Source organism: Sagittula marina (genome assembly GCF_014196795.1).
Classification (GTDB): domain Bacteria; phylum Pseudomonadota; class Alphaproteobacteria; order Rhodobacterales; family Rhodobacteraceae; genus Sagittula; species Sagittula marina.
Genome location: NZ_JACIEJ010000004.1, coordinates 108,283 through 123,925, shown reverse-complemented (window position 1 = coordinate 123,925; position 15,643 = coordinate 108,283). Strand labels below are relative to the sequence as shown.

At 62.3% G+C, this 15,643-nt stretch carries 14 protein-coding genes; 10 read left to right on the top strand and 4 right to left on the bottom strand.

Features of this window, described 5'->3' with window-relative positions:
- Positions 1-74 precede the first annotated feature (74 nt).
- Together GGQ68_RS09045 and GGQ68_RS09040 are read left to right on the top strand one after the other, a co-directional pair.
- Complete coding sequence (locus tag GGQ68_RS09045) at positions 75-950, top strand: alpha/beta fold hydrolase (protein ID WP_183965198.1); 876 nt, start codon at positions 75-77, stop codon at positions 948-950.
- A gap of 53 nt (positions 951-1,003) precedes the next feature.
- Complete coding sequence (locus GGQ68_RS09040) at positions 1,004-1,975, top strand: DUF3179 domain-containing protein (protein ID WP_183965196.1); 972 nt, start codon at positions 1,004-1,006, stop codon at positions 1,973-1,975.
- Here the strand turns inward: GGQ68_RS09040 and GGQ68_RS09035 are convergent, their stop codons facing one another.
- Positions 1,976-2,755, bottom strand: a complete 780-nt coding sequence (locus tag GGQ68_RS09035) for a GNAT family N-acetyltransferase (protein WP_246429315.1) — start codon at positions 2,753-2,755, stop codon at positions 1,976-1,978.
- Positions 2,756-2,907: 152 nt separating this feature from the next.
- Here GGQ68_RS09035 and GGQ68_RS09030 point away from each other — a divergent pair, with 152 nt between their 5' ends.
- Positions 2,908-3,084 (top strand): hypothetical protein, encoded by a 177-nt coding sequence (locus GGQ68_RS09030; protein ID WP_183965749.1) that lies wholly within the window; start codon positions 2,908-2,910, stop codon positions 3,082-3,084.
- 74 nt (positions 3,085-3,158) lie between these two features.
- On the opposite strand, the gene tyrS is transcribed toward GGQ68_RS09030, so the two are convergent.
- Positions 3,159-4,412, bottom strand: coding sequence for a tyrosine--tRNA ligase (gene tyrS, locus GGQ68_RS09025; protein ID WP_183965192.1), 1,254 nt, complete (start codon positions 4,410-4,412; stop codon positions 3,159-3,161).
- 62 nt (positions 4,413-4,474) lie between these two features.
- Here tyrS and GGQ68_RS09020 point away from each other — a divergent pair, with 62 nt between their 5' ends.
- Both GGQ68_RS09020 and GGQ68_RS09015 read left to right on the top strand, forming a co-directional pair.
- Positions 4,475-5,608, top strand: coding sequence for an anhydro-N-acetylmuramic acid kinase (locus GGQ68_RS09020; protein ID WP_183965190.1), 1,134 nt, complete (start codon positions 4,475-4,477; stop codon positions 5,606-5,608).
- A 687-nt stretch (positions 5,609-6,295) separates the two neighbouring features.
- The gene (locus tag GGQ68_RS09015) at positions 6,296-9,592 is read left to right on the top strand and encodes an Rne/Rng family ribonuclease (RefSeq protein ID WP_183965188.1); all 3,297 of its coding nucleotides are present in this window, start codon (positions 6,296-6,298) and stop codon (positions 9,590-9,592) included.
- 68 nt (positions 9,593-9,660) lie between these two features.
- On the opposite strand, the gene GGQ68_RS09010 is transcribed toward GGQ68_RS09015, so the two are convergent.
- Positions 9,661-9,891, bottom strand: coding sequence for a sulfurtransferase TusA family protein (locus tag GGQ68_RS09010; RefSeq protein WP_425502967.1), 231 nt, complete (start codon positions 9,889-9,891; stop codon positions 9,661-9,663).
- An 84-nt stretch (positions 9,892-9,975) separates the two neighbouring features.
- Here GGQ68_RS09010 and GGQ68_RS09005 point away from each other — a divergent pair, with 84 nt between their 5' ends.
- The 4 genes from GGQ68_RS09005 (at position 9,976) to GGQ68_RS08990 (ending at position 14,426) form a co-directional block, all read left to right on the top strand.
- Positions 9,976-10,725 carry a cytochrome c biogenesis CcdA family protein gene (locus tag GGQ68_RS09005; protein ID WP_183965186.1) on the top strand — a complete coding sequence of 250 codons (750 nt, stop codon included), beginning with the start codon at positions 9,976-9,978 and terminating at the stop codon, positions 10,723-10,725.
- Between the two features lie 57 nt (positions 10,726-10,782).
- The gene (locus GGQ68_RS09000) at positions 10,783-12,012 is read left to right on the top strand and encodes a hypothetical protein (RefSeq protein WP_183965184.1); all 1,230 of its coding nucleotides are present in this window, start codon (positions 10,783-10,785) and stop codon (positions 12,010-12,012) included.
- Positions 12,009-13,364 (top strand): cytochrome P450, encoded by a 1,356-nt coding sequence (locus GGQ68_RS08995; RefSeq protein WP_183965182.1) that lies wholly within the window; start codon positions 12,009-12,011, stop codon positions 13,362-13,364. Before GGQ68_RS09000 ends, GGQ68_RS08995 begins: the two co-directional genes overlap by 4 nt.
- Before the next feature lie 165 nt (positions 13,365-13,529).
- Positions 13,530-14,426: a fructose bisphosphate aldolase gene (locus GGQ68_RS08990; protein WP_183965175.1), complete on the top strand. Its 897-nt coding sequence runs from the start codon at positions 13,530-13,532 to the stop codon at positions 14,424-14,426.
- A 78-nt stretch (positions 14,427-14,504) separates the two neighbouring features.
- Here the strand turns inward: GGQ68_RS08990 and GGQ68_RS08985 are convergent, their stop codons facing one another.
- Entirely contained in the window at positions 14,505-15,158 is a 654-nt protein-coding gene (locus tag GGQ68_RS08985; protein WP_183965174.1) for a helix-turn-helix transcriptional regulator, read from the bottom strand.
- 262 nt (positions 15,159-15,420) lie between these two features.
- Between GGQ68_RS08985 and GGQ68_RS08980 the strand changes: the two genes are divergently transcribed.
- Positions 15,421-15,642 (top strand): twin-arginine translocase TatA/TatE family subunit, encoded by a 222-nt coding sequence (locus GGQ68_RS08980; RefSeq protein WP_183965173.1) that lies wholly within the window; start codon positions 15,421-15,423, stop codon positions 15,640-15,642.
- Position 15,643: the final 1 nt, after the last annotated feature.

The window sequence follows — 15,643 nt, the reverse complement described above, 5'->3', positions numbered from 1 at the left end:
CGGCTCTGACGGTTTTTATAGATCAGCCCTCTCCGCCCGCGCGGGGAGGGCTTTTTCGTAACAAAGGCAATGACATGACGCAGGGTATCGACGCAGAGTGGACGGTTGACGGGCTGACCTATGCTGGCCGCATGTGGGGGCCGGAAGACGGTACACCGGTTTTGGCGCTGCATGGTTGGATGGACCACGCCGACAGCTTTTCCATACTGGCGCCGCGTTTGACCGGATGCCGCGTGGTGGCGCTGGATTTGAGCGGGCAGGGTCTGAGCGCCCATCGCGCGGCTCACGCGACCTACAACATCTGGGATGATCTGCCTCAGATTGCCGGGATACTGGATCGCCTCGGCTGGGTGCAGCCCGTGCTGATGGGGCATTCGCGGGGTGCCAATATTGCGGCACTCTTTGCCGCTGCGCAGCCGGATCGGGTGCGTGCCCTGGTGTCTTTGGATGCCTTGGCACCGGAGCCGACGCAGGTTGGCTTTGCAGAGACCCTCGGCAAGTTTGTGACCGACGTGCGCGCCCAATCCTCGCGTTCGCCGCGCACGTTTGAAACCGCCGACGCCTATGCGGCCCGTCGCGCCGCCCAAGGCAATAGCGCCGCCACTTCCCAAGCACTTGCGGCTCGCGCCTTGCAGGCCGTTGACGGCGGGTACCAGTTGCGCGGCGACCGCAGGCTCTTTGCAAGCTCTGCCGTCAAGCTGACCCAAACCGATGTGGAGGATGTGTTGCGCAACCTGCGCTGTCCTGTCCTGAACATCATGGCCCGAGACGGCATCTGCACACGTCCTGCACTGGCCGCCCTCCTGACGCAGGCTGCTGATCTGATCGGTGATTACACACGGTTGGATCTTGACGGCGACCACCACTTTCATCTCGACCCGACCGTTGCGCCGCATCTGGCTGAAGCGATCCTGACCTTCCTCGATCAACGCGATCTGCACACCGCCTAGGCAAAAGCGTCGTTTCTTGCCAAGGTGTTTCTGACCATTGGGGGAGGGCGGCGATGCGACGACTTTTGGGACTGGTCTTGGGCGGCACGCTTGCCCTGACAGGGCACGCCACCGCGGCAGACCCGTCTTTTTGGAAAAACGAATGGCCAGCGACGGACTTCTCGCAGACGTCATTGGACAGTTGGGCCGAGGTCATTTCCGGTGGGCCGGGAAAGGACGGTATCCCCGCGCTGTCTGATCCGTCGTTCCTGCCTGTCGCGGAGGGGCGGGGGATTGATGCTCGCGAACCTGTCATTACCGTGGACCTCGACGGCGAAGCACCGCGCGCTTATCCGATCCGATATCTGACGTGGCACGAAATCGTCAATGATCGCATCGGTGACGTGCCGGTTGCGGTGACTTTCTGTCCTCTGTGCAACTCCGCCCTGACCTTTGACCGGCGCGTGGCGGGGCAGGAGCTGACCTTCGGCGTCTCCGGCAAGCTGCGCAATTCCGACATGATCATGTACGACCGTGAAACCCAAAGCTGGTGGCAGCAGGCGATCGGCACCGGGATCGTGGGCGAGATGACGGGCAAAACGCTCACGAGCCTGCCGTCATGGATGGAAAGCTACGACGATTTTACCGCCCGGTCCCCGGACGGGCTGGTGATGGCAGAGCCTGCGTGGAACCGGGCGTATGGGCGCAACCCCTATCGTGGCTATGATTCGTCGCATCGTCCGTTCCTTTATTCCGGCGAGATGCCGCCCCATGGCATCGCGCCCCTTGTGCGCGTGGTGCGTGTCGGGGACCGCGCATGGCCCCTCGCGCGCTTGGCGGAGGCCAAGGAACTGCGCGAAGACGGTGTGGTGCTGAGTTGGCGCGCAGGTCAGGCTTCGGCTCTGGACAGTGATTTCATCCGCGACGGGCGGGATGTCGGCTCTGTCCGAGTGCGGGATGCCGACGGCAAGGATCTGCCGCATGACGTCATGTTTGCCTTTGCCTTCCATGCATTCTGGCCCGACGGAATATGGATGCTCGACTGATCAGGCACACATGCGATCCGGCAGCCATCGCGCCATTGGGGCGAGGCATCCCAGATGCAGCCAGGTGCCGCCCAATCGATGCGCCCGGGCCCCTGTGCCCAGCTTGAAGCGTGTCAGACCGGCGGCGTCTTGTTCGTTCAGGATCCCAAGGTCGATTTGATCGTGTCCCGCGCGTGCCAGATCCTGCATAGCCTCCCACAGAACAAGGTTCATGGCGTTCAGGGCGCGGCCCGCCTCGGTGCTCTGCCCGATTTGCCAAGTGGCCATCCGCCCGTGTCGCAACATCAAAGAGGCGGCGATGGGCTGCCCCTTGTGACGCGCCTCGTAGACGCAGGCGAGGCCCGGGTTAGCTTGCGCGAAGGCCACGGAAAAAGCGGGGGGCAAGCCGCGATAGCCCTTTGTCTTTGCGTGCTCGGCTTCCGCTTGCAGCAGCCAGTCATCAGTTTTCAACGCCCGTTTCACCACCGTCACATCGGTCCGCTGAACGCGATTGAGCCGATTTCGCCACTTCTGTTGAAGGGCCGCGCGCATCTTTGCCGTATCGCCCAAAGGCAACACGCACAAGGTTGCAGGCGTCAGCAAGGGCCAGAACCCGGCGGCCCGCAGGGTTTTGGCGGCTATCCCGTCGGCGTTTAGAATCATGGGCCGGCCATCATGCCAGTGACGCCAAACCTGCGCCCAGTCGTTCAAATCATCCGGATTCTCTGCCACGGGGCCGCGCGACACCAGATCCACTCGTCCCAATGGGCCAAGCCGCCGCGATTGTACCTGCCATATCATGCTGACATGTCGTCGCCGCTCTCGTTTGCACAGACGCAACGGCACGCCCAGAACCTCACAGGTCCGTGCAAATTGCGGACTTTGGGGAAGGGGGAGGGCAAGTGAGTCGGTCATGCCGGTTATTAACGCTATGAAAACTTATGAATGGCTTAATGGCCGTCATGATGACACGAACTCTGCGCCGCACCGCGCCCCGCTCTGAGCTGACCAACAACCGCGCCGCGCAGGCAATCGCCCGGCCGCGACCCACCTTCGCTGCGGCGCTGCTGATGACGGCGGCGCTTTCGGTTCCCGTGTTGCTGATGTCGGTAATTCAAGCGTTGCTCTGACGTAGCGCGGAGGCGAACGAAAGACAGGGCGACCCGACGGACCACCCTGCCAGATTTCGCATGTGTTGCGCTGATCAGTCCGTGAGCTTTACCAGAGCGTGGCGCTTCTTACCGGCTGAAAGCTTGATCGGCGACGCCAGCGCGCCCGCGTCCACCATCAGGCCAGCGTTGGACAGGGGTGCATCGTCCATGCGCGCACCGTCCTCGGCGATCAGACGTTTGGCTTCCTTGCCGGATTTCGCCAGACCTGCCCGCACAATCAATTGCACGATGGAAATGCCGTCGCCCAATTCCTCTGCCGAGAGTTCCAGCGTCGGAAGGTCATCCCCGACACCGCCCTTTTCAAACACTTCGCGCGCCGTGGCCTCAGCCGCTGCCGCCGCCTCGGCGCCGTGGCACAAGGTTGTCACCTCATTCGCAAGGATGATCTTGGCGTCGTTGATCTCACGCCCATCCAGCGCACCAAGGCGCTCGCATTCCTCGACAGGCAGCTCGGTATAGAGCTTCAGGAACCGGCCAACGTCCGCATCGGTGGTGTTGCGCCAGAATTGCCAGAACTCGTAGGGCGCGCGCATGTCGGCGTTCAGCCACACCGCGCCATCCGCTGACTTGCCCATCTTCTTGCCGTCGGAGGTCGACAGAAGCGGCGATGTCAGGCCAAAGATCTGCTGGTCGATGACCCGGCGTGTCAGGTCGATCCCGTTGACGATGTTGCCCCACTGATCCGAGCCGCCCATTTGCAGCTGACAGCCGTAACGTCTGTTGAGCTCAAGGAAATCATACGCCTGCAGAATCATGTAGTTGAATTCGAGGAAGGAGAGCGACTGCTCCCGGTCCAGGCGCGATTTCACGGATTCAAAGGACAGCATCCGGTTGACGGAAAAGTGCCGACCGATGTCGCGCAGGAACTCCAGGTAGTTGAGCCCGTCCAGCCACTCGGCATTGTTCAGCATCAGCGCATCGGTTTTGCCGTCGCCATAGCTCAGGTATTTGGCAAAGACCTGGTTCATACCCTCGATGTTGGCGTCGATCTGCTCCGGTCCCAAAAGCGGGCGTTCGTCGGATCGGAACGATGGGTCGCCTACTTTCGTGGTGCCACCGCCCATCAGGGTGATCGGCTTATGTCCGGTCTTTTGCAGCCAGCGCAGCATCATGATGTTGAGCAGGTGCCCGACGTGGAGCGACTGCGCCGTGGCGTCATACCCGATATAGGCCGTGACTACCCCGTTCGACAGCTTTTCGTCCAATGCCTGGTAATCGGTGCAATCGGCCAGATAGCCGCGCTCCATCATGACGCGCATGAAATCCGATTTGGGATGGTAGGTCATGGTGGCCCTCTCGTATATAACGTGTCAGCCGTATAAGGGCCGAGGCGCGCGAGGAAAAGGGCATGAATAAGCAAGGGCCAATCTGGGCATTGGGGGCGATGTCGGGCACGTCGCTGGACGGGGTCGATGCGGCCTGTGTTTTGACCGATGGGGTGACGATCTCCCGGTTCGGAGAAAGCGGCTATCGGCCGTATACCGAGCCAGAGCAATCGGTACTGCGCGCGGCCTTGGGCAAATGGCCCGGTGCGGATCTGGAGGCAGCCCGGCAGGTCATCCAGCGCGCCCACATGGACGCGCTGTCTCCCTTTGACGGCGCAGATCTGGTCGGTTTTCATGGCCAAACCCTGGCGCATGACCCGCAGGGGCGCGGCACGCATCAGCTGGGCGATGGGGCGGCGCTGGCCGAGGGGTTGGGCTGCGATGTGGTCTGGGATTTCCGATCCGCGGATGTGGCTTTGGGGGGGGAGGGCGCGCCGCTTGCACCATTCTTTCACTGGGCCTGTGCCAAGTGGATTGGGGCGACGGAGCCAGTGTGCTTTCTCAACCTTGGCGGCGTCGGCAACTTGACCTGGGTTGATCCGCGCCTGTCCAAACCCGAGGAGGACGGCGCGCTCTTGGCTTTTGACACGGGTCCGGCCAATGCCCCGCTCAACGATCTGATGATGCAGCGACGGGGTGTCAGTTTTGACCGCGATGGCGGTTTGGCGCGACAGGGGGCGGTCGAGGATGGTGCACTTGAGCTGTTTCTGGACGAGCCTTTCTTTCGCCGAATGCCGCCCAAGTCCCTGGACCGTGACGATTTTTCCCTGATGCTGGACCTCGTGCGCGAGCTTGGCGACGCTGATGCCGCGGCGACCATGACCGGAATGGCGGCGACGGCTGTGATGGTCGGGATGGAGCATTGTCCTGTTCAGCCTTCGCGCGTTCTGGTGACCGGGGGTGGGCGCAAGAATCCGGTGATGATGCAGATGCTGTCCGTCGGGCTCGACTGTCCCGTGCAGCCGGTGGAGGACGTGGGGCTGGACGGCGACATGCTTGAGGCGCAGGCCTTTGCCTATCTTGCGGTGCGCGTGGCGCGTGGTTTGCCGACCTCAGCACCGGGCACAACAGGGGTGGCGACGCCCATTGGCGGTGGTCAGATCAGTCGCACCGGCTTGGCAAAAGGCGCGCGCAGGGCGCGTGGTGGTGGTGCGTGAAGGCGTGCGCGGAGCGACGCACAAAGCTATCAGGCCACCGCATTTCAATGCAAACATCACGGCCACCCGCGCGCGGGTGTTAACCAGACCTTAATTCTTCGTGCAGTACGCGTGGTTGTGCACCGACGGGTTTAACCCCAGACCCCGGTTGGGTGTTCCGCGTGGCCGAGAAACCTGAACGAACGGTAGAAATTCGGGCGCTTGTGGAAAAGCTTCAGCAAGGGGAGGCCGTCAGCGCGTTTTGTCCATTGTGTTTTGTCGCGTCAGGGCCTTATGCTAACCGATAGGCTGAATCCGGGTGTCATGTCGTCTCAACAGATGCGTGACAAAGTCCGGAGAGCTTCAGAGATTCGCCGTGACGGTGTCATATGACGCACCGCACGGACCGATTGGGCCCTAGAGGTGCGGGCGGGCAGGACCCGCCGCAACGCGAAGGCCAGTGAACCGAACCCGATCCGCCAAAGGCGACGGGTTTCATGAACGGGCGTCGCGTGCGGAGTATGCGCAAGAGCGACGTCGGAGAAGAACCGCGATGACGCGCGCGACGCATTTGAGGCAAAAGGGCAGGAGCGGAAACGCCCGCCTGAACCTATGCGCGCCGCCGTCACTTTTCGCTCAGACAAGACACGCCCCGCGACTCCTTGCGCCACCCGGTTCAAGGGGGCTCCCGGCGTGCAATAAGGTTACATGGCAAAGAAGATGCTCATTGACGCCACACACGCGGAAGAGACCCGTGTTGTGGTTGTGGACGGAAACAAGGTTGAGGAATTCGACTTTGAATCGGAGAACAAACGGCAGCTCGCCGGAAACATTTACCTCGCAAAGGTAACGCGCGTTGAGCCGTCCTTGCAGGCGGCATTTGTGGATTACGGTGGCAACCGCCACGGGTTCCTTGCGTTCTCGGAAATCCATCCGGATTATTATCAGATCCCCGTAGCCGACCGTAAGGCGCTGATGGAGGAGGAGGCCGCACTTGCAGCCGCCGCCGAGGAAGAAGAGGACAAGCCGAAGCGGTCCACACGGTCACGCTCACGCAAAAAGCCTGCGTCGAAGACAACGTCCTCCGACACGTCGGAGCAAAACCAGACAGACGCAGCGCCGCAAGACACTGCGCGCGAACCCTCTGGTATGGAAACCATTGATCTCAGCGATGACGCCGAGACCGGAACCGACGCCGGAGCGCCGGGTGAGGGCCTCTCCCCGATGGAGCGCGTGGCCGAAACGCCTGTGGGCGAGCCGGTCGACTCAATCGAATCGGATGGCAATCCTGAGCCGTCCACTGCCGAAGACGCTTCCGCCGTGCCTGGCGTCGAGGCTGCGCCGGTTCAGGCTGATGCAGCATCGCTGCAATCAGCGCCTGTTTCCGAACCGGCCGTAACAGTTGCAACGCCCGAGCCGACACCGGCCGAGGCTTTGCCGTCCATCGGTGTTTCCGCAGAAGATACGCCTCCCTCCGCGGAAGCGGTGCCTGCCGATGCCGCTCCGGTTCAGCCAGTGGACGGACCCGCGGCCGAGGCGTCCGAGCATCAGGAAACCGCCTCCGACGAGGATGACGACGACAGTTCGCCGTCTCGTCCCATGGCGGCGAACTCCGACGACGATGCGCATGTCGTGACCAGCGAGCCGGGGGAGACCCAATCGGACGACGACGGTGACGACGATGAGACAGTCAATGCCGACGCTTCCTCACGCGACGAAAACATCGAGAACGTCGCCGACGACGACACGCATGAGGATATTCGTCCCGTGCGCAAGCCGCGTCCGCGTCGCTACAAGATCCAGGAAGTGATCAAGGTTCGCCAGATCATGCTGGTGCAGGTCGTCAAGGAAGAGCGCGGCAACAAAGGCGCGGCGCTCACCACGTACCTGTCGTTGGCCGGTCGCTATTGTGTGCTGATGCCGAACACCGCGCGTGGCGGCGGCATATCCCGCAAGATCACCAATGCCGCTGACCGGTCCAAGCTGAAGGCGATCGCGAACGAGATCGACGTGCCCAAGGGCGCGGGCCTGATTATCCGTACGGCCGGGGCCAAGCGCACCAAGACCGAGATCAAGCGCGACTATGAATACCTGCAGCGCCTGTGGGAGCAGATCCGCGAGCTGACGCTGAAATCCATCGCACCGGCGAAGATCTACGAAGAAGGCGACCTGATCAAACGGTCGATCCGCGACCTTTATTCGCGTGAGATCGACGAAGTCCTGGTCGAAGGGGAGCGTGGCTATCGCGTGGCCAAGGACTTCATGAAGATGATCATGCCGTCCCACGCCAAGAACGTGAAACACTATGTCGAGCCGATGCCGCTGTTCGCGCGCCATCAGGTCGAAAGCTACCTGGGCGGGATGTTCAACCCGACCGTGCAGCTGAAGTCCGGCGGCTACATTGTGATCGGCGTCACCGAAGCACTCGTCGCCATCGACGTGAACTCCGGTCGTGCGACCAAAGAGGGGTCCATCGAGGACACCGCCACCAAGACCAACCTGGAAGCCGCCGAAGAGGTGGCGCGCCAATTGCGTCTGCGTGACCTGGCCGGTCTGATCGTCATCGACTTCATCGACATGGACGAGCGCAAGAACAACGCCGCCGTCGAGAAGAAGCTGAAGGACAAGCTGAAGACCGACCGCGCCCGCATTCAGGTGGGCCGGATCTCGGGCTTTGGTCTGTTGGAAATGTCGCGTCAGCGCCTGCGCCCCGGCATGATCGAGGCGACAACGCAGCCTTGTTCCGCGTGCCACGGCACTGGCCTGATCCGCTCCGACGATAACATGGCGCTGCAGATCCTGCGCCAGATCGAGGAAGAGGGCGTGCGCCGCCGCTCCCGCGAGGTTCTGGTGAAATGCCCGGTCGGCATCGCCAACTACCTGATGAACGCCAAGCGCGAACACATTGCCGTCATCGAGGCACGCTACGGCATGGCCGTTCGCATCGAAGGCGATCCTCATCTCATCGCGCCGGATTTCTCCATGGAGAAGTTCAAGACCGCGACACGGGCCGTGCCAGAGGCAAGCGCGCCTGTCGTCTCTGCTGACACCTCCATCATGGATGCCATCGACGAGGCGGCCGAGGCCGAGGACGTCGTGGACGATGTTCAGGAGGTCGAAGAGGCCGAAGAAGCTCCGGCGGCACAGGCCAAATCTGACACCAACCGCCCGGAACAGAGCGACGAGTCCGACGATAAACCGAAAAAGAAGCGCCGCCGTCGTCGGCGTCGGTCGAAGTCCAAGGACAACGAGCAGAACGGCGATAGCAGCAGTGACGCTGGCGATCAGTCCTCTGACGACAAGAGCAATGACGACGATTGGGATGTGTCCAGTCATAAGCCGACGCCCAAAGGCGAGGCTCAGGACACGAGCGATGAGTCGGCAGCCGCGTCAGACGGAAACGGTGACGACGATGCCGAGACGCCGAAGAAACCGACGCGCTCCCGGTCCCGGTCCCGCTCGCGCAGCAAACCCAAATCGCCGGACAGCAGCGATCAGGCGCCCACTGAAAGCGCCCAGCCAGCCACCGACGTCAAGGCAGAGGCCCAGCCTGAAGAGGCGCAAGCCGCGCCCGTTGCGACGCCGGAACCGGTTGCTGCTCCGGCCGAACCTGCTGTGGCATCTGCGGACGAACCTGCTGTTGCTGCAGAGCCGGAACCTGCTCCGAAACCAGCACCAGCTCCCGTGGCAGAGGTGGTCGAGCCAGAGCCTGCCGCTGCGGAAGCGCCTGTACAGGAGGCCGCTTCTGACGACAGTGGCGAAAAAGCACGCCCCGCCCGGACCCGCGTGAAGGCATCTGATGTCATTGCGCAATACGCGGCGACGGATCCTGCGCCAGAGGCCGTCGCAGAGGCACCTGAAAAGCCGGCGGATGTGACGGACACGCCGAAGGTCGACGCGTCTTCCGATGCAGCGCCGGCCCCGGCCGCCGACGCCGCGCCGGAGGACGACACGGAAGCCGCTCCAGAGAAGAAGCGCCGCGGCTGGTGGTCGCTGGGACGCTGATCCAAACCAACACCAAATGACAAAGGCCCGCGTATGACGCGGGCCTTTTTTCGTTTTGCCTGAACGGCCTAGCCTTTGCGGATGGTCCAGACCATGCTGGCACCGTGTTCGCGGCTCTCGATCAGGTCATGCCCCGCCTCTGCACAAAAATGTGGGATGTCGATGACCGCGGCAGGGTCGTCGGTGGTGACGGTCAGCGTTTCGCCCGTCTCCAGTGCCTTCAGGCATTTGCGCGCCTTCAGCACGGGAAGCGGGCATAGCAGACCGGTTGCGTCGAGAATATGTGTCATGCCCGCCATGTAGACCGCTTGTGACAACACGTCCACGGGGATGTGAGCGGTCGGTGGGTGACGCCACCCATGCTTTGCCCTAAGCCTGTGCATATGTTTGGAATCGAGATCATTGACGCGTCGCTCGCGCCCGCCATGTTGGTTGCCCTTGGCGCCGGCATTGTGTCCTTCCTCAGCCCATGTGTGCTGCCGATCGTGCCGCCTTATCTGGCGTTCATGTCCGGAGTCAGCATGGGCGAAATGCAGGAGGGGCGCGCTCGTGGGCGCGTGATTCTTGCCGCGCTGTTTTTCGTGCTGGGTCTGTCGACCGTCTTCGTGCTGCTGGGGTTCACAGCCTCATGGCTGGGGTCGTTTTTCTTGCAGAACCAAGTGCTTCTGGGCCGAATTTCAGGCGTTGTCGTCATCATCTTCGGGCTTCACTTCCTTGGGGTCTACCGCATCGGTTTTCTTGACCGCGAAGCGCGCATTGACGCAGGCGATACGGGCGGGTCGGCCTTTGGGGCCTACGTTCTTGGGCTTGCCTTCGCCTTTGGCTGGACCCCCTGCATTGGCCCGCAGCTTGGCGCGATCCTGAGCCTTGCCATGACCGAAGCATCCTTGGCGCGCGGCACGCTTCTGCTCGGCGTCTATGCCGCTGGTCTGGGTATTCCTTTTCTGCTGGCTGCGATTTTCCTGAGCCGCGCCATGGGCCTGATGAACCGCCTCAAGCGCCACATGAAAACGATCGAGCGGGTGATGGGCGCGCTCCTGATCGCGGTCGGTCTGGCACTTCTGACCGGGGCGTTCTCGGCGTTCTCCTTCTGGCTGTTGGAGACGTTCCCAGCGCTGGCCACCTTGGGGTGATGGGCCGCCTTACTCTCGCCTGAAAGCTGCGTTAACCTTGATGAAAAGAGGCAAGGCATGACAGCGCAGGTAGCCCAGAGCGACAGACAGGTCACACGCCGCCGGGTGTTTTACATCCCCGGTTATGACCCGATTCATCCCCGCAGGTACCGCGAGCTTTATCGCAAGGAGGGGGCCGCGCAGGCCGAAATCTCTGGCTATTCACTCAGCCTGTCGCCAAAAAAGACCGGCGGCGCCTACGGCTGGCACGTCGAAAGCACGCAGGAGGGGCAGGCTGTGCGCGCCGATATCGACGTGCTGGTTTGGTCCGACATCGTGCGCGACAGCATGTCCAACACCATTGTCGCAACCTATGGCCAGATGCTGCGGACGGCCTGGGAATACATCGCCACCGGCGCGCTGTTTCGTCTGATGCGGCTGCGCAAGGGGCCGGTGATTGCAGCGCTCTATCCCGTTGGGGCGCTTCTGCTGCAACTGCTTTTGGCGGTTTTGGCGGGATGGATCCTGTACGGGATCGGCAGCTTTGGCGGGACCGCCGGGCGGATCATTGGCACATGTGCGGGACTGGCCGTTGCCGTGCTGCTGCTCCGCTGGTTCAAGGCGAAGGACGGCAAGACCTTTGTCTATTATCTGATGCACGACTACGCCTATTCGGCTCAGTATCGGGGGGCCAATCCCCCGGAGCTGGAAACCCGCATGGCACAATTTGCCGACACCATTGCCGAGGCGCTGACCGAGGACTGGGACGAAGTCCTGGTTGTCGGCCACTCCTCAGGCGCGCATCTGGCGGTGTCGATCCTTGCTGATCTGTTGCGCGCAGACCGCGTGCCTGCCGACGGTCCCGCGCTATCCTTCCTGAGCCTGGGGCAGGTTGTTCCCATGGTGTCATTCCTGCGCGATGCATATCGCTTGCGGGGCGATCTGCATTACCTCAGCGCCAGATCCGAACTCGCTTGGATCGATGTCACGGCGCCCGGCGACGGTTGCGCCTTTGCGCTGTGCGACCCGGTCAGCGTGTCGGGTGTCGCACCGAAGGACAAGCGCTGGCCGCTGGTGTTTTCGGCGCAATTCACGAAATCACTGTCGCCCGAGCGCTGGAAGGCGCTGCGGTGGAAGTTCTTCCGACTGCATTTCCAGTATCTCTGCGCGTTCGACCGCCCCTTGGATTACGACTACTTCCGCATCACCGCCGGGCCGCAGACGCTGGCCGCGCGCTACGCCGACAGGCCGCCCTCGGCCAGCCGTATCGACACGGCGGTGTCGAAATACACTTCCATGACGCCATGAGACAGCCGCCAAAGCCCGTACCGCGTGCCGACCGCGTGTCGCTCTGGCGCTATGTCAAACTGTTCCGGCAGGACATCCTGTCGGCCCAGCCCGCGCGGCTGTATCGGGCATGGATGGCGGAGTTCAAAACGCCCTTCTTCCGCTCCTATTTGCTGAACCAGCCCGATCTGGTTGCGGAGGTTTTGAAGAAGCGGCCAATGGACTTCCCGAAATCCGATCGCATCGGCGCAGGGTTGCGGCCCTTGCTGGGCGACTCTGTCTTTTTGACCAACGGCGCACAGTGGCAGCGGCAGCGTCGCATCATCGACCCTGCATTTGAGGGCGGTCGACTGAAGGACACCTTTCCCGCCATGTACGCGGCTGCCGAGGCCGCGCGCGTCCGCCTGGCCGCGCAGGCAGGGCAGGTGGTGGAGGTCGAGCAAGAGGCCAGCCATGCCGCCGCCGACGTGATCTTTCGCACCTTGTTCAGCCTGCCCATCGACGATGACATGGCCAGTGCCGTCTTTCATGAATTTCGCAGCTACCAGCGGACGCAGCCGATCCTGAACCTTGCCGCCTTCATAAAGGGGCCCGCCTGGATGCCGCGTCTGTTTCGACGTGATACCAAGCAGACAGCCAAGCGCATTCGCGGCCTGATTGCCCAGCTGACGGAAACCCGCGCCGCCCAGATCGCGGCGGGCACCGCGCCCGACGATCTGGCGACCAAGATCATGACCACCGCCGACCCGCAGTCGGGAGAGACATTTACCGCCTCGGAAATGGTGGATCAGGTGGCGATCTTTTTTCTCGCTGGGCATGAGACCTCGGCCAGCGCGCTCGGCTGGGCGCTCTACCTTATGGCGCTGTATCCGGAGTGGCAGGACCGCTTGGCCGAGGAGGCCCGCGCCGAGTTCGTCGACGGCACATTCTCAGAGGTCGGTCGCCTGCGGATCAGCCGTGACGTCTTCCGCGAAACGCTGCGATTGTATCCGCCGGTGCCGATGATGGTCCGCGAAACGACTTGCCCGGAAAGGTTCCGCGACCGCGATATTCCAAAAGGGGCGCAGATGGTGCTCAGCCCATGGCACCTGCATCGTCATGAGCGTTTGTGGGACCGTCCGGACGATTTCGACCCCGCGCGCTGGCAGACGGAGAACGGCAGGACCTGCGCACGCGAGGCCTACATCCCGTTTTCGGCGGGGCCACGGGTCTGCACTGGCGCCGGTTTTGCCATGGTCGAAGGCGTACTTATGCTCTCGCTTCTGCTGCGCGATCTTCGTGTGACCTTGGTTGACGGGAAAGAGCCTGTACCGGAAGCGCATTTGACCGTGCGGGCACGGGACGGCATCTGGCTGCGCGTCGACTCGCGATAGGGTTCGCACCAGACACCAAACACAGGTTTGCCCGGTCTCTGGCAGTCCAAACCGCAAGGTCACGAAACCTTTGCAAGGTTTAGCGTTAACAGTCTGATATTGCTCTAGGTTTGTAGGAGAATACCGGGTAACCGGTTGGTAACCAATTTGACCGGGAGAAGCATAATGGCAAGCGACGCATTCGACGCGATGAAACACCAAATGACCGAGGGCGCGGGCTTTATCGCGGCGCTGGACCAGTCGGGCGGCTCGACGCCCAAGGCGCTGGGTCAATATGGCGTGACCGAGGACATGTACAACGGCGACGCAGAGATGTTCGGCGAAATTCACGCCATGCGCACGCGCATCATCACAGCGCCGGATTTCACCAAGCAAAAGGTGCTTGGCGCGATCTTGTTCGAGCGCACCATGCGCGGTGACATCGATGGCAAACCCGTCCCGACCGTCCTGTGGGAAGACCGCGGCATCGTTCCGTTTCTCAAGATTGACAAGGGCTTGGAAGACGAGGCCAACGGCGTTCAGATGATGAAGCCGATCCCGGGTCTCGAAGACACGCTGAAAGACGCGGCGGGACTTGGCATCTTTGGAACGAAAGAGCGCTCCGTCATCCACGAGGCAAACTCCGACGGCATCGCCGCTGTCGTGGCGCAGCAGTTCGAGGTGGGCCGGACGGTGCTGTCCTGTGGTCTGGTCCCGATCCTCGAACCCGAGGTGAACATCCACTCCGGCACCAAGGCCGAAGCCGAAGCAATGCTCAAGGATGAGATCGCCAAGCACCTCGATACACTCGATGCGGGTCAGGAGGTGATGCTGAAACTGTCGATCCCGACCGAAGTCGGCCTTTACGACACCCTGGCAGAACACCCGCGCGTGATCCGGGTCGTGGCTCTGTCCGGTGGCTATTCCACCGACGAGGCCTGCGAACGCCTGTCCAAACAGCCGACCATGATCGCCTCGTTCAGCCGTGCGCTTGCCGAAGGTCTGTCAAAACAGCAGTCCGATGAAGCGTTCAACGCGGCTCTGGGGTCGAACATCGACAAGATCTACCAAGCCTCGATCTGACGTCCGCAGGGCAGGGGCGACCCTGCCGTCTCTCTGATACTCGACGCCTCCGTCCTCCCGGATGGGGGCGTTTTCAATTCAGCGCGCACGCCAGTCCGCCAGTGTTCGCCCCGGCTCATCAACGAACAGCGAGGGCAACGGGCGCAGCGCGTCGATCCGGTCGATGCGAAAGCTCAGAAAATCCGCTGTCATCTCCGACCAGGCCACACAGGTCCAGACGCGCCCGAAGTAGTCCAACGTCAGGGGCCGCAGATCGTGTTCCACGCCATCCAGAGACACGCGCAGCTTTTGCCGCGACCGAATGGCCGACCGGATCGACGGCATATGCACAAACCCATGCGCCGCTTCGGCAAAGGCATCGGTGGCAAAGCCAAAAGGGGCCGGCGTCTGCCCAGCTTCCTCAGGCAGGACCGCGTCGATCTTGGCCGACAACTGGCGCGCCGCTTCCGCGTGCTCGTCCATGTCGGATCCGCCGAGGATCGCCAGCGCCAGATGTAAAGCTTCCAGCTCAGCTTCGGTCAGGTTCAGGGGGGGCAAGGTGATCGCAGCCTGCACCGTGTAGCCATAGCCGCGCGTGCCAGCGACAGGCACACCTGACGCGGCCAAGACCTCCATATCCCGGTAAATCGTTCGTACGGAAACATCGAGGTCCTGCGCCATGGCTTCCGCTGTATGCAACGCTCCGTCGCGCAGGCGCTGGGTGATGGCGTAGAGACGATCCTTGCGATTCATGGTGCGGCGATTCCCGAAAGTGGCGTGATCCGCCGCGTCACTGCGGCGGGCAGAGCACGGATTCGGCTGAATAATCCGGCGCGCTGCGCGACCATACTGACATAAACCTGACAACTGACAACCTCATGACACACAAGCCCGCCCGCGCTCGCGCATTGCGTCTTTTCCCTGCGGCAAAGCTGCCGTATCCAACGGTGTGAATTTTCCAGCGGGCGTTCGCAGCAACAGGCGGCCCGCGCTCAGACAAACGGAGACTTGAACCATGGGTATCGGGAACATCGGCCTGCCAGGCCTTCTGCTGATTGCCGTCGTCGTGCTGGTGCTGTTCGGCCGCGGCAAGATTTCGTCGCTGATGGGCGAAGTGGGCAAAGGCATCACAGCATTCAAACAGGGCGTGAGCGACGGCAGCAAGGAAATCGAAGACGACAAGTCCGAAGACGCCAAAGACGTCACGCCCGCTTCCGAAGATAAGGACAAGGTGTAAA